The 18,693-nt window shown below is 71.9% G+C and carries 16 protein-coding genes and 1 riboswitch; of the genes, 8 read left to right on the plus strand and 8 right to left on the minus strand.

The features are described 5' to 3' along the window. Nucleotides 1–45 precede the first annotated feature (45 nt). Nucleotides 46–1,053, plus strand: a complete 1,008-nt coding sequence (locus tag PO879_RS16055; RefSeq protein WP_278235859.1) for an NAD-dependent epimerase/dehydratase family protein — start codon at nucleotides 46–48, stop codon at nucleotides 1,051–1,053. On the opposite strand, the gene PO879_RS16060 is transcribed toward PO879_RS16055, so the two are convergent. Next, complete coding sequence (locus tag PO879_RS16060; protein ID WP_278235860.1) at nucleotides 1,048–1,698, minus strand: hypothetical protein; 651 nt, start codon at nucleotides 1,696–1,698, stop codon at nucleotides 1,048–1,050. The two genes, PO879_RS16055 and PO879_RS16060, sit on opposite strands and share 6 nt — an antisense overlap. Nucleotides 1,699–1,858: 160 nt before the next feature. Here PO879_RS16060 and PO879_RS16065 point away from each other — a divergent pair, with 160 nt between their 5' ends. Then, nucleotides 1,859–3,106, plus strand: a complete 1,248-nt coding sequence (locus PO879_RS16065) for an IS256 family transposase (protein ID WP_278235861.1) — start codon at nucleotides 1,859–1,861, stop codon at nucleotides 3,104–3,106. A 337-nt stretch (nucleotides 3,107–3,443) separates the two neighbouring features. Beyond that, a riboswitch (cyclic di-AMP (ydaO/yuaA leader) is annotated at nucleotides 3,444–3,546 on the plus strand. Between the two features lie 87 nt (nucleotides 3,547–3,633). Beyond that, nucleotides 3,634–4,575, plus strand: coding sequence for a D-alanyl-D-alanine carboxypeptidase family protein (locus tag PO879_RS16070; protein ID WP_278235862.1), 942 nt, complete (start codon nucleotides 3,634–3,636; stop codon nucleotides 4,573–4,575). On the opposite strand, the gene PO879_RS16075 is transcribed toward PO879_RS16070, so the two are convergent. Together PO879_RS16075 and gtfA are read right to left on the minus strand one after the other, a co-directional pair. Beyond that, entirely contained in the window at nucleotides 4,572–5,333 is a 762-nt protein-coding gene (locus tag PO879_RS16075) for a class I SAM-dependent methyltransferase (protein ID WP_278235863.1), read from the minus strand. The two genes, PO879_RS16070 and PO879_RS16075, sit on opposite strands and share 4 nt — an antisense overlap. Before the next feature lie 40 nt (nucleotides 5,334–5,373). Then, the gene (gtfA, locus tag PO879_RS16080) at nucleotides 5,374–6,906 is read right to left on the minus strand and encodes a sucrose phosphorylase (RefSeq protein WP_278235864.1); all 1,533 of its coding nucleotides are present in this window, start codon (nucleotides 6,904–6,906) and stop codon (nucleotides 5,374–5,376) included. 191 nt (nucleotides 6,907–7,097) lie between these two features. Between gtfA and PO879_RS16085 the strand changes: the two genes are divergently transcribed. After that, entirely contained in the window at nucleotides 7,098–7,316 is a 219-nt protein-coding gene (locus tag PO879_RS16085) for a DUF2180 family protein (protein WP_278235865.1), read from the plus strand. Between the two features lie 43 nt (nucleotides 7,317–7,359). Here PO879_RS16085 and PO879_RS16090 read toward each other — a convergent pair whose 3' ends face one another. Both PO879_RS16090 and PO879_RS16095 read right to left on the minus strand, forming a co-directional pair. Continuing rightward, nucleotides 7,360–8,748, minus strand: coding sequence for a patatin-like phospholipase family protein (locus PO879_RS16090; protein ID WP_278235866.1), 1,389 nt, complete (start codon nucleotides 8,746–8,748; stop codon nucleotides 7,360–7,362). Between the two features lie 7 nt (nucleotides 8,749–8,755). Beyond that, nucleotides 8,756–10,408: an alpha-amylase family glycosyl hydrolase gene (locus PO879_RS16095; RefSeq protein WP_278235867.1), complete on the minus strand. Its 1,653-nt coding sequence runs from the start codon at nucleotides 10,406–10,408 to the stop codon at nucleotides 8,756–8,758. A 146-nt stretch (nucleotides 10,409–10,554) separates the two neighbouring features. Here PO879_RS16095 and PO879_RS16100 point away from each other — a divergent pair, with 146 nt between their 5' ends. Then, nucleotides 10,555–11,583 (plus strand): bile acid:sodium symporter family protein, encoded by a 1,029-nt coding sequence (locus tag PO879_RS16100; RefSeq protein WP_278235868.1) that lies wholly within the window; start codon nucleotides 10,555–10,557, stop codon nucleotides 11,581–11,583. A 15-nt stretch (nucleotides 11,584–11,598) separates the two neighbouring features. Here PO879_RS16100 and PO879_RS16105 read toward each other — a convergent pair whose 3' ends face one another. Then, nucleotides 11,599–13,230 (minus strand): MFS transporter, encoded by a 1,632-nt coding sequence (locus PO879_RS16105; protein ID WP_278235869.1) that lies wholly within the window; start codon nucleotides 13,228–13,230, stop codon nucleotides 11,599–11,601. Beyond that, the gene (gene glsA, locus PO879_RS16110; RefSeq protein ID WP_278235870.1) at nucleotides 13,227–14,261 is read right to left on the minus strand and encodes a glutaminase A; all 1,035 of its coding nucleotides are present in this window, start codon (nucleotides 14,259–14,261) and stop codon (nucleotides 13,227–13,229) included. Before glsA ends, PO879_RS16105 begins: the two co-directional genes overlap by 4 nt. A gap of 243 nt (nucleotides 14,262–14,504) precedes the next feature. Between glsA and PO879_RS16115 the strand changes: the two genes are divergently transcribed. Further along, nucleotides 14,505–15,263 (plus strand): alpha/beta fold hydrolase, encoded by a 759-nt coding sequence (locus PO879_RS16115; RefSeq protein WP_278235871.1) that lies wholly within the window; start codon nucleotides 14,505–14,507, stop codon nucleotides 15,261–15,263. 62 nt (nucleotides 15,264–15,325) lie between these two features. After that, the gene (locus PO879_RS16120; RefSeq protein WP_278235872.1) at nucleotides 15,326–16,378 is read left to right on the plus strand and encodes a S66 peptidase family protein; all 1,053 of its coding nucleotides are present in this window, start codon (nucleotides 15,326–15,328) and stop codon (nucleotides 16,376–16,378) included. 40 nt (nucleotides 16,379–16,418) lie between these two features. Here the strand turns inward: PO879_RS16120 and PO879_RS16125 are convergent, their stop codons facing one another. Next, on the minus strand, nucleotides 16,419–17,594 hold the full coding sequence (locus PO879_RS16125) for an AI-2E family transporter (protein WP_278235873.1): 1,176 nt from the start codon (nucleotides 17,592–17,594) through the stop codon (nucleotides 16,419–16,421). A 232-nt stretch (nucleotides 17,595–17,826) separates the two neighbouring features. Here PO879_RS16125 and PO879_RS16130 point away from each other — a divergent pair, with 232 nt between their 5' ends. After that, nucleotides 17,827–18,687: an HNH endonuclease family protein gene (locus tag PO879_RS16130; protein ID WP_278235874.1), complete on the plus strand. Its 861-nt coding sequence runs from the start codon at nucleotides 17,827–17,829 to the stop codon at nucleotides 18,685–18,687. The last annotated feature ends 6 nt before the right edge of the window (nucleotides 18,688–18,693 follow it).

Consider the following 18,693-nt stretch of genomic DNA (forward strand, 5'->3'; position numbering starts at 1 on the left):
AGCTGCGGCACTCCCGACACCGGCCGCCCCTGACGAAGGAGCAATATGTCCACCGTCCTGGTCACCGGAGCCTCCGGCTTCATCGCCAAGCACGTCCTGCGCGAGCTGCTCGACGCCGGGCACACCGTCCGCGCCACCGTCCGGTCGGAGCGTCGGCGCGCCCAGGTCGAGGCGCTCTTCCCCGGCGCCGGGATCGAGTTCGTCTCGCTGGACCTCACCTCCGACGACGGGTGGGACGAGGCCCTGGCCGGGGTCGACGTCCTGATCCACACCGCCTCCCCCTTCCCGGCCGCCCCGCCCCGGGACCCTCAGGACCTCATCCGGCCCGCGGTGGACGGGACCCTGCGCGCCCTGCGCGCCGCCCGCGCCGCCGGGGTGCACCGCGTGGTGCTGACCTCGACGTGCGGGGCGATCTACAAGCCCGCCGACCACCAGTGGTCGCGGCGCAAGACCCGGGAGGACTGGACCGAGGTCGACGGCCCGAAGACCTCCGCGTACGAGGCGTCCAAGACGCTCGCCGAGCAGGCGGCGTGGCGGTTCGTCGCCGAGCATCCCGAGATGCGGCTGACCGTCGTCAACCCCGGCATGGTGTTCGGGCCCGCGATGGACGAGCACTACGGGTCGTCCCTGGAGACCGTCGAGCAGCTCCTCACCGGCCGGCTGTCGATGCTCCCCCGCCTGAGCATGCCGGTCGTCGACGTCCGCGACGTGGCGCGCATCCACGTGCGGGCGATGGCCGACGACGGCACCGTCGGGCAGCGGTTCCCGGCGAACGCCGGCGTGCTGTCGATCCCCGAGATGGCCGAGGTCCTCCGCGAGGCCTATCCGGACGCGAGGATCGCCCGCCGGGTCGCCCCGGACTGGCTGGTCCGCGGCCTCTCCCGCGTGGTGCCGCTGTTGCGGACCGCGGCCCAGGGTCTCGGCCTCAACCCCGACGTGGACGGCTCCGACGCCCCGCGCGAGCTCGGCGTCGAGTACATCCCCTCCCGCGACGCCCTGCTCGCCGCGGCCGCCTCCGTTCGTTCCGATCCGCCGGGAATCCCGACGTCATGAAGGGCCTCGACGACCTGCCGTTCGGCGGAGTCGACGATCCCGCGCCTCGGCAAGTTCGAGCACTGCTGACACGAGGTCATCTGGCCTGTCCGTGACCTTGTAGAACCCCCGAGGATCCGGTTTCGTGGGATCGACCCGGCCGATATATGCCACGAAGGGCTGGTCAAAACCCTCTCTCCTGGCTTGGTTCGCGAACAGGATTCCATCATCTGGGCCCGACTCCCGGGCAAAGTCGGTAACAACGATGTCGTAATCGTCCCGTCGGAGCTCGCGCATCGCAGATTCAGTGTCGACGGCATTCACCACGGTGATACCAGCAGCTCGGAAGTAGCGCCGCTCATGCTGGTTCCCCAACGGCCTGTCATCGACCCACAGGATCCTGAGCGACACGAGGCTGCCCGAGAGCTTCTTCGTGCGCTGGACCAGCGCTTCGGCGACCAGATCCGGAACGGGTGCGTCCGGACGGGCAGTCTCGAGCGCCTCCCCGGCAGACTCCAGCGCAAAGCTGCCGATCACCACCTTGTTCGCTTTCAGCAGCTTTTCCTCCAAAACCTTTCGGAAGAGGAGAACAAGCAAGACCCCTGCTCCGATCGCCAGCAACAGCGGAGCTACCTCGATAAGCGCAACCCAGATGTCATTGCTCATGGCTTCGCACCGACCTCCCTCGTTCGAGTTCAGTTGAGTCCCCGATAGTGGTGTAGCGCGGTCGCCAGGGTCGTCGTCGAGATCTTCGGCGAGACGTAGTGCGGCCACCGCGTGATCCTTCGAGTGAACCCTTCACAGCACCCTCGAACGGAGCATCACGATGACCGCACCACACATTGTCGACCCTGCCGGCCTGCTTGGCGAGGCCCTGAGCGAGGCCTCGCCCGATCTGATGCGATCGCTGTTGCAGACGGTGATCAACGCCCTCCTCAGCGCCGATGCGGACGCGGTCGTCGGCGCCGAGTGGGGCCAGCGGTCCGCGTCCCGGACTGCGCAGCGCAACGGGTACCGGCACCGCGACCTTGACACTCGAGCCGGCACGATCGACGTCGCGGTCCCGAAGCTGCGCACGGGAACCTACTTTCCCGACTGGCTGCTGGAGCGCCGCAAGCGGGCCGAGTCCGCGCTGATCACGGTCGTCGCGGACTGCTACCTGGCCGGTGTGTCCACCCGGAGGATGGACAAGCTGGTCAAGACCCTCGGCATCAACTCCCTGAGCAAGTCGCAGGTCTCGCGCATGGCCGCCGACCTCGATGAACAGGTCGAGGCGTTCCGCCACCGGCCCCTGGACGCAGCCGGCCCGTTCACGTTCGTCGCGGCCGACGCCCTGACCATGAAGGTCCGCGAGGCAGGCCGGGTCATCAGCGCCGTCGTGCTCCTGGCGACCGGGGTCAACGCCGACGGGCACCGCGAGGTGTTGGGCATGCGCGTCGCGACCGCCGAGACCAGGACCGCGAGGAACGAGTTCTTCGCCGACCTGGTCGCCCGCGGCCTCGCGGGAGTCCGCCTCGTCACCTCCGATGCGCACGCCGGGCTGGTCGAGGCCGTCGCGGCGAACCTGCCCGGGACCGTCTGGCAACGATGCCGCACCCACTACGCCGCGAACCTCATGGCCATCACGCCCAAGAGCCTGTGGCCCGCCGTGAAGGCGATGCTGCACTCGGTCTACGACCAGCCCGACGCCACCGCCGTGAACGCCCAGTTCGACCGCCTGCTGGACTACGTCGCGGGCAAGCTCCCCGCGGTGGCAGAACACCTCGACGCCGCCCGCGCCGACATCCTGGCGTTCACCGGCTTCCCGAAGGACGTGTGGACCCAGATCTGGTCGAACAACCCCGCCGAACGGCTGAACAAGGAGATCCGCCGCCGCACCGACTCCGTCGGCATCTTCCCCAACCGCGACGCGATCGTGCGCCTCGTTGGTGCAGTGCTGGCAGAACAGACCGACGAGTGGGCCGAAGGCCGCCGCTACCTCGGCCTCGACCTCCTGGCCCGCTGCCGCCTCACCCCGGTCACCAACTCCGGAACGGAGGTGCCCACCGACCCCGTCCTCGAACTCAGCGCTTAACCAACGACGGATCACGACGCGCTACACCACTCCCAGGGGCTTGACCTCGAGTTCAGCCGTCGCGCCTGAACCGACTCCACCCATAGGGGTGATTCTCCCCCTAGGTGACCCGGCAACGGGCAAGACGCGCCGAGGGCTCTTCGCCCTCCCCAGGAGCGCAGTGGTTCGATGCTCGTTGCGTGCTGCGCGCTGCAGAGGCGGGTCGCCCGTGATCGTTCCGTGACATCGGTGGCCTGGGGGGATAGGGTCCAGGCAGCCTCACGGCAGCGTGGGGTCTCCGGAGCGGGCGCCGAGCCCTGTCACCGCCCCGGACCACCCGCGAGAACGACGACAGGGACGGGGGACCCACTCTCGGGCACGGACGTGTCCTCGGGGTGAAGCCGCGCAGGGAGACCTGCCGGCCGGGTCAGTCTCCGACCCGAACCCGACAGCTAACCCCGCAGGCGCGAGGAGATGCCGACGATGCCCTGCACCACCCCTGCACCACCCCGGCCCGACGCACCGCTGCACCGCCGCCGGGGACGGCGATGAGGCACGCCCGCGACACGCCTCTGCCCCGCACCACCACCTCCACCACGCCCCGGACCTCGCCCCGCGGCCCGGGGCGGCACGTCGCCTCGTCCGCGGACCGACGACGCCGTTCCGGACCGACCTGGTCCTCCCTCGCGCCCACGAGCTGGCCGCTGAGCATCGGCATCGGGATCGCCGTCACGATGGCCACCACGACAGGCCTGGCCGTGGCGGACGGGACCCCGCAGCCGGTGCGCTCGGCCGCGCCGGACACCGCACCCTCCGGCATCCGGGCCACGCCGGACACTCCGGACGCCGCCGAGACGAAGCGGGACGCCGCCGCCGTCGTGGCCGCGGCCCGCCAGGCCGTGCTGGTCGACCGGGAGCAGGGCGCGTCCCGCAGCGGAGCACGGACCGCCCGCACGGCGCCGCAGGCCGCCGGTGGCATCGTCGTCCCGAGCGACGCCACGATGTCCGGCGAGACGGTGTCGCTCGACGTCGAGTCCGCTCCCGAGCCCCCGGTCCTGCCGGGGTGCGACGGCTACGCCACCGGGGCCGGGTCCAACGGCTACCTCTCCGCCAGCGAGATGTGCACCCTGTGGGACGGCAAGACCCTGGTCCGGGCCGACGCGGCCGTGGCCCTCGCCCGGCTCAACGAGTCCTACCGCGCGACCTTCGGCGAGAACATGTGCATCACCGACGGCTACCGCAGCTACGCCCTGCAGGTCTCGACCCGCGCGGCGAAGGGCTCCCTGGCGGCCCCTCCCGGCACGTCGAACCACGGGTGGGGACTGGCCGTGGACATCTGCCCGGACTCGTACGCCGGCAGCCGCTACGACTGGCTCCGGGCCAACGCCCCGGCCTACGGCTGGGACAACCCGGCCTGGGCGCGACCGGGCGGCTCGAAGTACGAGCCGTGGCACTGGGAGTTCACCGCCGGCGTCGCGCAGATGGGCTAGCGGTCGGGACGGCGGGCCTCGACGAGGTGGCGCGTCGAGTGCGCGACGAACGGCCCCTCGGCCGCGACGAGGTCGTGCAGGTCGCGCAACCGGTCCCGGTACCGGTCCACCGTGAAGTCCGGCACCCACCAGATCACCTTGCGCAGCAGGTAGACCACGGCGGCCACGTCGTGGATCTCCATGCGCAGCCGGGCCGTCCGCAGGTCCACGACCTCCAGACCGGCGGCCTCCGCCGCGGCCGCCTCGTCGTCGGGGTGGCGCCCGCGGCGCGCCTCCGGCTGCGGGCCGAGGAAGAACTCGATGAGCTCGAAGGCGCTCGCCGGCCCGACGTGCTGCGCGAGGTAGGTGCCGCCGGGGCGCAGGACGCGGGCGAGCTCGGCCCACCAGATCGTCGCGGGATGCCGGCTCGTGACCAGGTCGAACGCCCCGTCGCCGAACGGCAGCGGCGGCTCGTCCGGGTCGGCGACCACGACCACGCCGCGGGGGTGGAGCAGCCGGGTCGCGTGCGCGACGTTCGGCGGCCACGACTCGGTGGCCACCGCCGTCGGCGGGAAGGCGGGCGCCTCGGCCAGCACCTCGCCGCCACCGGTCTGGACGTCCAACGAGGCCGTCGCCGTGCCGAGCCGATCGGCGAGGAGCCGGGCGTAGCCCCACGGCGGACGCTCCTCGCTCGCCCGGCCCTCGAGCCAGGCGAAGTCCCATCCGGACACGTCCGCGGACGCCCCGGCCCGCAGCAGGTCGTCGAACGTCTCGGTCATGCGCCGACTCTTCCAGACCGGAGCCCGTGGAGCCGCCGGCTCACCGGCCGGCAGGCCCGCCGAGGTCCTGCGGCGCGAAGCCGCCGAGGTCGATCGCGGCCTCGGCACCCTCCGCGAGGGACCAACGCAGCGACCCCGCGCCGGAGGCCAGGTCCACCTCGAGGCGGGCGACGGCGTCGGGCACCTCGGCGCCACGGCGCTCCATCGTGAGGCGGGACCCGTCGAGGGCGACGTCCACGTCGCCGTCGAACGCGGGGAAGGTGCTGCGGAAGCGGCACAGCGCGAGCAGGCGCTGGACCAGCGGGGTGGCCAGGGCGGCGTCGACCTCGGCGGACGTGTAGTGGTGCCGGTTGACGTCCCGTCCCACGCCGGTGCGTTCCAACAGCTCGACGTCGTTCTCCCCCGCGAGCAGACCGACGTAGTAGACCTGCGCGATGCCCGGCGTGAAGAGCTGGATCGTCCGCGCGGCGAGGTAGCGGGCGTCGTCGCGCCCGAGCGCGTCGTAGAACGTCGAGTTCACCTGATACAGGTCGAGGTTCGACGCCGCGGCGCCGGTCGCGCGGGCCGACGCGCCACCGGTGCGCTCGTGGATGCCCTCCACGAGCGCGTCGACCTGCTCCGGCGTGAGGAGCCCCGGCCGCTCGGCCTCGCCCGGGGCGACCGTCTGGTCCGGTCCGACGTCGATCACCCCGATGCCGTCGTGGGTGTCGAGCACCGTGACCGCGTTGCGCGGACGCTCGCGCAGCCAGTCCACCAGCGCCGTGCCGTCGCCCGTGTACAGGGCGTGCAGCACCAGCGGCGGCAGGGCGAAGTCGTAGACGAGGTCGACCTCGCGAGCGATCTCGACCTGACGCCGGTAGTACGAGTGCACCTCGACGAGCAGATCGACGCCGCGCTGGCGCGCCTGCCCGGCGAAGTCCGCGATGAAGTCGAACGTCTCGGGCGTCATGAAGCACGTGGTGCCCGGCGTCTTGACCGCGTGGCCGACGGCGTCGAGCCGGACGAGCCGCACGCCCGCGCCGGCCGCGGCGTCGAGGATCGAGGTGAGGTACTCGCGGCCCAGCTCCGAGGTGACGTCGACGTCGATCTGCTGGGGCGTGAACGTCGTCCACACGTACCGCAGCCGGTCCCCGAGACGGATCGCCGTGAAGGGCAGCCCGGGCCGGGGCCGGTAGATACGGGCGAGCTCCTCCTCCCGCGCGCCGTCGGGGAACACCGACGACATCGTCAGGAACATCGGCGCCCAGGGCGAGGCGTCCCCACGGGCGACGACGTCGAGGAACGCGGCCGAGTCCGCGGACACGTGGTTGACGATGAGGTCGACCATCACGTCGTGCGTGCGCGCCAGGTCGCGCACGTCGTCCCACGTGCCCAACCGCGGGTCGACGGCGGTGTGGTCGACCGGGTCGAAGCCCGCGTCCGCGCCGTCGAACGGCGTGTAGAACGGCAGCACGTGCACGCCGCCGAACGCGCCGGCGACCTCGTCACGCCGCAGGAAGCCGGCCAGCCCGCGCAGGTCACCGCCGAGCCTGTCGGCATAGGCGATGAGCTGGACCTGGTCCTGCGTGGCCATGGGCACGCCCTCCCTCGGGTCGGCCGGACTGCTCCTTCCCCGCCATGATGCGGCGGCGACGGGGGACCTGCTCGTCGTACGGCCCCCGTGCGTGTCCCCCGCGCGGTGCCAGACTGGAAGAGCCGGCCCCTCCCGGACGGCCGGCCGCGAGCGCGACGGAGCCGCGCTGCACGCCTGTCAGGAGATGCCCCATGAACTGCTTCGAATGTGCCACCGACCAGCAGACCACGACGCCCGCGGTCACCGTGTGCTCGCAGTGCGGAGCCGCCTCGTGCGTCCGGCACACCCGGGTCGCCCACGCGCACGAGGAGGTCGACTACTCCCCCGGAGCGCCCAGCGAGCTGGACCTCGGACGGCGGATGTTCTGCACGACCTGCGCACCCGCGTCAGCCAAGCAGGTCGGGGCCTGACGCGGGTCACGACACGCTTCACGACACGCTCGGCCGCCGCGATCTAGGCCGTCGACGCCTGCTCCTCCTCGAGGAGACGCGAGAACCGCTCGCGTCCCGGCAGCTCGAGGAGCGGGTACCCGTGCAGGACGTGCAGGTTGCACATCGCGAGCACGTAGGAGTGCTCGAGCAGGTCGACCGTCGCCGTCCTGCCGAGACGACGCAGCACGGTGGGCACCGCCGCGTCGGCCTCCGCCCGGTCCTGCCAGGCCCGGCGCGACTCGTCGTCGTCGCCGAGCAGGTCGAGCACGGCGCGGGCTCGCCGGGCCCGGTCCTCGTCGCCCTTCGTCAGGAAGGCGTCGGCGATCCGGTACGGGGACTGCTGGATCTGGACGATCGCTCCCCGCTGCCCGCGGCCGGTGCGCTCGCACTCGACCCAGTTGTGGACCAGGCCACGCTGACGCCGTTCGGTGGGCACCTGGTACATGACGCTGCTGGACCGCAGGAGCGTGAACAGCTCCCCCACCAGGAACCGGCGGGCGTACCGCAGCCGCCTCCAGTCCAGCGCGGTGGTGGCGTTGACGACGACGAGCTCGTCGATGGTGCGACCCACGACGGGCAGGTCCGGCGAGCGCTCCAGCCTCTTCTCAAGGCCGTCGGGCCACTGGTCGGCCAGGTTGTCGTACACGCCGCCGTCGGTGAGCAGGAAGTCCTCGGCGACTCCCCCATCCTGCGGGCCACCGTGGAAGCCGTAGGGTGCCGTCTTCAGCCGCCGCGGGGTGAAGGCGCCGGGCATGCTCAAGGACGCCTGGACAGCGGTGGACAGCCGCATGCCGTTCGGCGAGCCGGTGCCCAGCCGGTAGGAGTAGAGGAACCGGGGCGTGAGGTAGAGGTGCTCGGCCGACTGCAGCTCCGTCGCGCACACCACGTGGTCGAGGGGCCGGTCGACGTCCTCCAGCCGGGTCGACCTCCCGTCCCGGTGGAAGTGGGTCCGGGCCAGCGCGCGGTCGAGGACGTGCGAGCGGCGCTCGAACCAGCGGGCGGTGAGCCCCAGGAGCACGCTCCCGGCGAGCAGCGTGAGACCTGACCGCCACGACAGGCCGTCGAGGAACGCGAACACGACGCCGGACAGCAGGGTGGCCAGGGCGGCACCGACCCCGGCGAACACCGACAGCAGGTAGGCGTTGGTGGGCGGACCCCAGAAGAAGAGGCCGGTGTCGGCGAGGTGCCGCACCAGCCGTCTGATGCTGCGGTCGAAGTCGGGCGGGTCGGTGGTCGTGTAGTCGGTCTCCTGCGCCACGACGCCGTTGGCGATCGATCCGCCGGACACCGAGGAGATCGCGGAGACCTCCTCGTTCTTGCCGCTGTCGACGAGGTAGAGCAGCGTGCCGAGGCCCCAGGCCGTGGCGCGGTGCCCGCCGCCGGAGATCGCGACCCCGATGTGCTGGTTCATCGGTCGCTCAGCTCCCGGGTCCCGTCAGGGCGAGCACCGCGTGACCGCCACCGGCGACCTCCACGACCCCGTCCTCGACGCGGACCCCGTCGCCCAGGACCGTCGTCGCGGTCGCGCCCGCGAGCGCCGGGATCGTGGCCCGGGCCGCCTCGCGGCGGGGGTTGACGACGACGAGGTGCTCCTCGCCGCGCAGGTAGACGAACGGGTACCCGACGTGCACCACGGTGCGCGGCCCGCCGGTGCGCAGCGCCGGGGTGCGTCGACGCAGCTCCACGAGGTCCCGCACGTGGTGCAGGAGTGATCCGGGGTCGTCCCGCTGTGCCGCCACGGTGGGACGGGACGGGTCCGGGTCCTGCGGGAGGTAGAGCCGCTTGGCCGGTGCCGTCGAGAAGCCGCTGTTCGCCAGCGCGTCGTCCCACTGCATCGGGGTGCGGCAGCCCGCGCGGTCGTAGCCCGGGTTCCAGCGGCTCCCCTCCGTCTCCGGCGCCTCGGGCAGGTTGCGCATCCCGATCTCGTCGCCGTAGTAGATCGACGGCAGCGATCCCCAGGTCAGCAGGAACGTGAAGGCGGGGCGCAGCTGGTCACCGGTGCGCGGTCCCGCGGCGAGCCGGGAGAAGTCGTGGTCCGCGGTCGGCAGGACGACCAGCCGGTCCGCACCGGCCTCGCGCTCCCGCTCGTCCCACACCTGCAGGAACGTCTCGAGCGCGCGGGTGCCGTCCGCCCCGTCGACGTCGGGGTCGAAGTAGCAGGGTTCGGCCACCGCCGGGTCCTGCCACGTCAGGTAGCCGGTGGCGCCGTTGTTGAACAGCGCGCTGTGCTCGCGCTGGATGACGAGCGCGAAGTCCGCGTCGAACCCGCCACGCAGCCCGGCGTCGGCGGTGTTGTCGTCGTCGGCCTCCGGCAGCAGCACCGCGTCCGGATACCGCGCGTGCATCCAACCCGCGATCTCGCGCCACAGCGCGGTGGTCGCCTCGAGGTCGGGGTCGTCCTTGACGAGCGAGAAGGCCAGGTCCACCCGGAAGCCGGCCACGCCGCGGTCCAGCCAGAACCCGATGATCTCCTGCAGGGCTTCGCGGTTGCGCGTCGGGCCCGGGGCGTCGGTCACCTGCCGCCACGGCTCGTCGGGGTGCGGCCGGGCGTAGCCGAAGTTCAGCGCCGGCTGGGAGTCGAAGAAGTTCTTCAGGTACCAGCCCGGACGCGGCCCGGGCGACGGGACGAGCGCCGGCCCGGCGCGATCGGCCCAGATGTACCGGTCGTCGGCCGGGTCGGCCAGGGCCTGCACGAACCAGGGGTGGTCGATCGAGGTGTGTCCCGCGACGAGGTCGAGCAGCACCCGGATGCCCCGCCGGCGAGCCTGCTCGACGAGCTCGACCATGTCCTCGTTCGTCCCGTACCGCGGCGCGATCCGCAGATAGTCGACGACGTCGTAGCCGGCGTCCCGGAACGGCGAGGCGAAGCACGGGTTGAACCAGAGGACGTCCACCCCGAGCCACTCCAGGTGGTCGAGGTGGTCGATGACGCCGCGCAGGTCGCCGATCCCGTCGCCGTCCGAGTCGGCGAAGGACTGCGGGTAGATCTCGTAGACGACGGCGTCGGCCAGCCATCCGGGTGGCGCGCCGGTCGTGTCGTCGCTCGTGTCACCACTCCGCCGCGTCGTCATGGCCCGAGCCTAGGAGTGATCCGCGACCGGCGCGGGTCGGAGGCCCCACGCAGGGCGTCCGCCGTCCCGTCCTGTGAGGCGAGCGGCCGTCCGTGACGGCACAGGGCGTACCGTACGGTCGTCGCGACCACCCGAGAGGACCCCCTGTGACCCGACGCTCCGGCCGTCCGAGCTCCCTGTGGCGAGGGGTGCGGCAATGGGTCGACCCGTTCGTCGTCGCCATCGTCCTCGCCCTCCTGATCGGCGTCGTCGTCCCCGTCCCGGACGACGTGCGCGGCGTGCTCGACGTCGTCACGGACGTCGCGATCGCCCTGCTGTTCCTGCTCTACGGCGCGCGGCTGCCGACGCGGGAGATCTGGCGGTCGCTGACCAACTGGCGCCTCCAGGGTTCCCTCCTCGTTGCGACGTTCATCGCGTTCCCGCTCGCCGGGCTCGCCCTCTCCGCGGCCGTCGGCCCGCTCGTCGGCCAGGGGATCGCCGTCGGGCTGCTCTGCGTCTCGCTCCTCCCGTCCACGGTGAACTCCGCCGTCGCGTTCACGTCCGTGGCCCGCGGCGACGTCGCCGGCGCGATCTGCGGGGCCACCGTGTCGAACGTCGTCGGCATGCTCGCGACTCCCCTGCTGGTGCTCGGTCTGATGAGCGGGGCGGTCGCCGGTGACGGGGCTGTCGGGGTGGACGGTCTGCAGACGGTCCTGCTGCAGCTCCTCGCGCCGCTCGTGCTCGGCCAGCTCCTGCAGCCCTGGGTGGGCGGGCTCGTGCGGCGGCACAAGGCCGTCACCACGGCCGTGGACCGCGGGACGATCCTGCTCATCGTGTTCACGGCCATCAGCGGCGCGACCGCCGAGGGTATCTGGGCGGACATGACCGTGTGGGTCGTGCTCGTGCTGGTCGGGTCGGCCGGGGTGCTGCTGGGCGTCATGCTGGCCGCCACCTGGTGGGGTGGCCGCGCGCTGGGGCTGCCGCACGACCAGCGGGTCACCCTGCTGCTCGTCGGAGGGATGAAGTCGCTGGCCACCGGCCTGCCGATGGCCTCGGCGCTGCTGCCCGCCGCCACGCTCGCCGTCGTCGTCGTGCCGCTGGTCGTCTTCCACCAGCTCCAGCTCGTGGTGTGCTCCGTGCTGGCCCGCCGGCTCGGGCAGGAGCCGGTGGCGGCCGAGGCGGGGCAGGGCTCCTGAGGCCGGACCCGGCCGTCACGACGTCGGGGCCGGCCGGGGGTCGGGGATCTCGTCGGGCCGGTACCGGGGCAACCGGCTGGCCGGCAGGATGGCCGTCGCGCTGAGACCTGCCAGGATCAGCAGCCCGATGCGCAACGTGTCGAGCCGCGCCTCCTCGTTGAGCGCCACGGCGGCCTCGACCTGCTGGGCGTCCGCGTCGGTGCCGGCGAGGACCTCGCGCAGGTCGTCGTTGCTGACGAAGTTGACGTTGTCGAGGTCCACCTGGGCCACCAGCTCCGGCGGCAGCTCGGGGTGGTCGACGACGGCACGTCCCACCCCCACGCTGAGGACCGTGACCAGCAGGGCACCGGCGAGAGCGGTACCGACCGCCGAGGCCAGGTTCTGCGTCGTCCCGCGGATCGAGCCGACGTCGCCGGCCAGCCGCTTGGGCGCGGCGGTCACCAGGACGTTGAACACGAGCGTGACCAGGGCCCCCTGACCGACGCCGAAGACGAACAGCCCGAGGATCGTGGGGAGCGTCTCCCAGTTGTTCGTCACCACGAAGGCCAGCCACCCGAGGGCGACGGTGGTCAGGACGAACCCGAACACGCCGATCGTGCGGGGCGGGTAGCGCCGGTAGAAGCGCACGATGAGCGTGGCCGTGACGAAGACGGTCAGGTTGAACGGCATCATCGCCAACGCCGTGTCGAACGGGGTCCGCCCCTGCACGATCTGGATGTACAGCGGGACGGTGAAGTTCAGGGCCGCCTCGAGCGCGACGACGATGAACATCGCGTACACCGCGGCCCGCTCGCTGGCACGACCCAGCACGCTCAGGTCGACCAGCGGGACCTTGCCGTCCGCCATGCGGCGTCGGGTCCACCCGAAGAACACCTGGCCGAGCACCACGCCGAGCACGACGAGCAGGGGCGCGGGCGAGAGACCCAGGAGGTCGAACGGCGCACCGTCCCGGGCGTAGAACAGGCCCCACGCGTTGAGGTTGTTGAACCCGAGCGTCAACGACACGATCGCGGCGCCGATGAGGACCGCGGCCACCAGGTCGATCCGGATGCCGGGGTCGCCGGCGTCGGACCGCAGCCGGAAGCTGAGCAGGAAGACCACCACCGCCAGGCCCAGCACGATGCCGAACACCGGGCGCCATCCCACGAGCGTGCCCAGGGTCCCCCCGATGAAGAACGCGCTCACGCCGGAGATCGCGCGGGCGGAGCCGAGGGACCCGATCGCCGTCGCCTGCTGGGGCCCGTGGTAGTTCTCTGCGACGAGCGCCACCAGGGACGGCACGATGATCGCGGCCGATGCCCCGGCGACGGCCTGCCCGGCGATCGCCCAGCCGACCGTCGGCGAGAAGATCATCATCAGGGCGGAGCCGGCGAACGTCGCGATGACGACCCGGAACACCACGACCCAGCCGATCCTCTGGCCGAGCTTGGCGCCCGTCATCACGAGCGCCGCCACCGCGAGGCCGTAGGTGACGATCGTCGAGCTCACGACGGTCGGCGGCACGCCGAACTCGTCGACCATGCCACCGATCGAGATCGGCAGCGCCGCGACGTTGAACGACATCAGCACCTGAGCGAGGAACAGGCCGATCATGGGGACCCACGAGGCCCGTTCCTGGGTCTCGTGCGCAGCGGTGGTCTGGGTCATGCGAGGGGCACCTGCCGTTCGAGGGGTTCGGCACGTTCGGGGACGTGGACGGACGAGGCGAAGACGTTCAGGCCCAGGCTGCGCGACAGGTGGGCGACGGCGCGCTGACCCCGCACGCTGTTCCCCGCCGGGTCCAGGGGCGGGGAGAACGTGCCGATCGCGCCCTTGCCCGGCGCGACCGCGACGATGCCGCCCGCGACGCCCGACTTCGCGGGCAGGCCGATCTCGAACAACCACTCGCCGGACCGCTCGTACATGCCGGTCGACGCCAGCACCGCCAGCGTGTCCCGGCACACCTGCGCCGAGACCACCCGTTCGCCCGTCAGCGGGTTGACGCCGCCGTCGGCCAGCGTGGCGCCCATGACGGCGAGGTCCTGGGCGCTGACCCGCAGCGCGCACTGGCGCGTGTAGACGTCCACCGCGTCGAGGGGGTCGACGTCGATCCGTCCGTAGCTCTGGAGCAACCGCGCGATCGCCTTGTTGCGCGCGTTCGTCTCGGACTCCGAGCGGTAGACCTCGCCGTCGAGCTCGAGCTGGCGCCCGGCGAACCGGGACAGGCCGGTGCGCACGTTCTCCCACTGCTCGGCCGGCGTCGTCCCGGGGACCAGGGCCGTCGTGGCGATCGCGCCGGCGTTGACCATGGGGTTCATCGGGTGACCGTCGTTGAGCTCGACCGCCATCACCGAGTTGAAGGGCAACCCGGTGTTGTTGACGCCGACCCGGTCCCGCACGCCCTCGTGCCCGGCGGCCTCGCACACCAGGGCGTAGACGAACGCCTTCGAGATCGACTGGACCGAGAACTCCACCCCCGCGTCGCCCGCACCGTGGAGGCCGCCGCCCACCTCGGCGACGCACAGGCCGAAGAGGCGCGGGTCGACGCCGGCGAGCACCGGGATGTAGTCGGCCACCCGACCGTCCTCGAGGTCCCGGTAGCGAGCGTGCGCGTCGTCGACCAGCTCGTCGATCCTGCTCGCGCCGGGCAGGACGCCCGTCGACACCTGCTGCTCGACATCCGTCACGTCGAGATCCACACGCCACCCTCCGCGCTCGCGCCCTTCCCGTCGGCGGACGCCCCTCACCAGCGCTTCAGACAGTGCCACGGACCGGGCGATCGCGCAGCCCGACATGCCCGTACCCTCGCTCCGACCACCGCTGTAACGTCGCGTTTCGAGATCATCCGCGAGCAGACCGTTGCCGACCACGGCGGAGAACCGCAGGAGGACCACCATGCCGAGACGCCACGCTCGACGAGTCGAGGTCGAGGTCGAGCCACGGTGACCGATGCACCCGTGGTGCTGATCTCTCCCGCGATGGGCATCGGTTCTCGCTACTACCGGCCCGTGGTCGCGGCGTTCGAGGACGCCGGGTGGGAGGCGCGCGCCCTGACACGTCGCGGCTTCGAGGACCCGACGATCACGGCCGCCCGCGGCCGGGACTGGAGCTACCGGGACGAGATCGACGACATCGCTGCCGCCGTCGTCGCGGCACGCCGCGAGCGCCCGGACCGCCCCGTGCTGCTGCTCGGCCACAGCCTCGGCGCCCAGCTCGCAGCGGGCTACCTGCTGACCGGTGGCGCGGTGGACGGGCTGATCACCGTCGCGGGGGCCCTCCCCGACCACCGCCACTTCCCGTACGGCGGTCTGCACCTCGTGCTCATGGGTGGCGTCATCGTGCCGGCGCTCACGGCCGTCTTCGGCTACCTGCCCAAACCCGCGTTCGGCGGTCCCGGCGCCCGCACCCTCATGCGCGAGTGGGCGGCGATGGCCCGCAACGGGCAGCCGCCCTTCCCGACCGCGCCACCCATCGGGACGCCGTCGTTCGTCGTCAGCCTCGAGGGCGACACGCTGGCGCCCCGCCGGGCGGTCGAGGCGTTCGCCCGGGACCTGTTCGACCCCGAGGTCGTCACCCGCTGGGACTACGCCGACCGCGAGGTGCCCGCCGGAGCGAGCAACGACCACATCCGCTGGGTCCGCTCCCCCGAGCGGGTGGTCTCCGCCGCGGTGCAGTGGTGGTCGGGCCGTCCGCGCCACTGACCGGCGACGACGTCCCCTCCGGCGGGAGAATCAGGTTCCCTGCCGGCCACGCTCACGGCACGATGTCGGCCATGGATCTCGTCTCGCCCCGCAAGGCTTCCCCCGGCGACAAGGTCGCCGTCGTCTCGCCGTCGTTCGCCGCGCCCGGGTTCGCCCCCGCGGTCCACGAGCAGGCGATGCAGCGCCTGCAGGAGGTCACCGGCCTGGTCCCCGTCGAGTACCCGACCACCCGACGTCTCGGTGCGACGCCGCAGGACCGCGCTGCCGATCTCAATACGGCCTTCGCGGACCCCGAGATCCGCGCCGTGCTGGCCACGATCGGCGGCGAGGACCAGATCACCGTGATCCCCCACCTCGACGCCGAGCTCGTGCGCGCGGACCCGAAGCCGTTCCTCGGGTACAGCGACAACACGAACCTGCTGAGCTGGTTGTGGACGCACGGCGTCGCGGGCTTCTACGGCGGGTCGACCCAGGTGCACGTCGGGCCCGGGCCTTCCGTCGACCCGGTGCACGCCGCCTCGCTGCGCGCCGCGCTGCTCACCGGCGAGCGCCTGGAGATCACCGAGCCCGGCGAGTCCGAGGACTTCGGCATCGACTGGCAGGACCCGGCGGCGCTCACCGCGCACGGCCACCGCGAGCGCACCGAGCCGTGGACCTGGGCCGGTCCCGAGCGGTCCGTCACCGGACGGACCTGGGGCGGCTGCCTCGATGTGCTCCCCTGGATCCTCACCGCGGGCCGCTTCCCGACCGACCCTGCCGTCGTCGACGGCGGCGTCCTGCTGCTCGAGACCTCCGAGGAGCTCCTGCCGGCCCGCGAGGTCGGCTGGATCGTGCGGTCGCTCGGCGAGCGGGGCCTCCTCTCGGCCGTCGACGCCGTCGTCGTCGCCCGGCCCCCGACGTCGTCCTTCGAGGTGGAGCGCACGACGGCGGAGCGCGCCGCCCAGCGCGCCGAGCAGCGCGACGTCGTTGTCGAGACGGTCCTGCACTACAACCCTGACGCTGTCGTGGTGGTCGGGGTGCCGTTCGGCCACACCCGGCCGCAGTGGATCCTGCCCTACGGGGGCATGGTCACGGTCGACGGTGCGCAGCAGCGCGTCTGGGCCGAGTACGCGTAGCGGCCCGTCGGCGTGATCCGTGTGCGCGGCGGAGCCGGGCTCAGACTGTCTCGGATCGCTTCTGACGCGCGAACTTCGCCGGCAGGTTGGGCCCGTCCCACACCTGGATCGCCCGCCAGATCGACGCGGCGATCGGCACGGCGAGCACCGCCCCGGTGATGCCGACGAGCACCGTGCCGGCCGTCAGGGCGAAGAGGATGGCCAGCGGGTGCAGCTGCAGGGTCCGGCCCATGACGATCGGCTGGAGGAAGTTGCCCTCGAGCTGGTTCACGCCGACGACGATCGCGACGACGATCAGCGCCTCGACCGGACCCACGGCGACCAGCGCGACCAGCGCGGCGAGGATGCCGGCCAGGGTGGCACCGACGAGGGGGATGAAGGCGAGCAGGAAGACCAGGACCGACAGCGGGAGCGCCAGGGGCACACCCACGATCGCCAGCCCGATCCCGATGCCGACGGCGTCGGCCGCCGCCACGATCGCCGTCCCGCGGACGTAGTTGCCCAGGGTCTGGATGGTCGCCGTCCCGACACGCCGGCCGCGCTCGTAGGCCTCGCCGTCGAACGGGCGCAGGAGGAACTCCCACATGGCCGGGCCGTCCTTCAGGAAGAAGAACAGCACGACGATCATGATGAAGAAGCCCGCGACGAAGTCCGCGGTCTGCGACACGCCCTGGAGCGCACCGGACCCCACCGCACTGGACTGCAGGAAGTTCAGCGCGGAGTCCCGCACGGAGCTGATCTGCTCCTCCGAGATCTGGAACGGCAGGTCCTGGACGTAGGACTGCAGGGAGTCGAAGCCGTCGAGCGCCTGCTGCTGCAGCTCGTCCCACTGGTCGACGACGGCTCGCACCACCAGCCACATGACGGCGGCCAGGATGGCGATCAGCGCGAGGAGCGCGAGCCATGTCGCGAGGATCGACTGCACCCCGCGGCGGCGCAGCCAGGACACCAGCGGCGAGATCGCCGCCGCCAGGACCAGCGCGATGAGGAGCGGGATCACGACGAGGGTCAGGCGCGTGCCGGCGAAGGCGAGGACGGCGACGACGGCGATCACCGCGAGGACCTGCAACGAGCGTGTCGCGACCCGGCCCACGCCGTCGGACCACAGCTTCGAGGCGCCGCTCGGCTCGGGATCACGGGGCGGTCGCGACTCGACCTGCGTCGCCTGAGCCGGGCTGCGGTCGGTGCGTCGCGCACGACGGCCGAAGAGTCCCATCGACGTCCTTCCTCGCTGAACCGGGGGGTCCGGACGTGATGACCGTAGTGCGGCTGCCCCGTGACGCGGTGGCGGCGCGCTGGGCCCTCGTGGTTCAGGCACCCGTAGCCCGTGACCGTGCGCGGACGAGTGCCGGGTGAACTTCGGGCCAGGAGTCGTTCCTGACGGCGTGAGGGACGTCGGCGACGGCTAGATTCTGTTCGCTACGTCAACTGACGCCGTGGGGGCTCCGATGTCATTCCGCTCGCTGTTGTCCGCCGTCGTCGCCTGCGTGCTCGCAGCCACGATCGGTCTCGTCGTGCCCACGGTCACCGCCGCACCTGCCGAGGCTGCCGGCGACAAGGTCTCGGCACGCAAGCTGCTGCGGCAGCTACCGGTTCGGTCCGAGACGAACAAGGGCTACGACCGGTCGAAGTTCCGCCACTGGATCGACACCGGCGACAAGGACGTGTGCGACACCCGCGAGGAGGTCCTCATCGCCGAGGCCGTCCGCAAACCCCGCGTCCGAGCGTCGACCTGCGCCATCTCCGGAGGGAAGTGGCGCTCGAAGTACGACGGCCGCACCACGACGAACAAGTCGACGTTCGACATCGACCATGTCGTGCCGCTGAAGGAGGCATGGGCCTCCGGGGCGAAGAAGTGGACCAAGAACACGCGCAAGCGGTTCGCCAACGACCTGCGCTACAAGCACTCCCTCATCGCGGTGTCCGCGTCGTCCAATCGGTCCAAGGGCTCCCGCGAACCGCACCAGTGGATGCCCCCGAACAGCTCCTACCGCTGCGTCTACGTCAAGCAGTGGATCGCCGTGAAGTGGCGCTGGAAGATGAGCGTCAACACGAAGGAGAAGCGCTACCTCAACGCGCGGCTGGACAAGTGCAAGAGCGTTCAGGTCCTCGAGCCCACCCGCGCCACGGTCAAGCTCCGGTCGACCAGCACGAGCTCCGGGTCGACCGACCAGCGCAGCGCCCCCTGGAACCAGCCCGGACCCGACCTGGACTGCTCCGACATCCGCAAGAAGGTCCGCGTCTACCCGCCCGACTACCACCGCCTCGACGCCGACGGTAACGGCTGGGGCTGTGAGTCGTACGGCTGACCGAGT

The organism is Isoptericola sp. AK164 (genome assembly GCF_029643425.1).
In the GTDB taxonomy this organism is placed as follows: domain Bacteria; phylum Actinomycetota; class Actinomycetes; order Actinomycetales; family Cellulomonadaceae; genus Isoptericola; species Isoptericola haloaureus.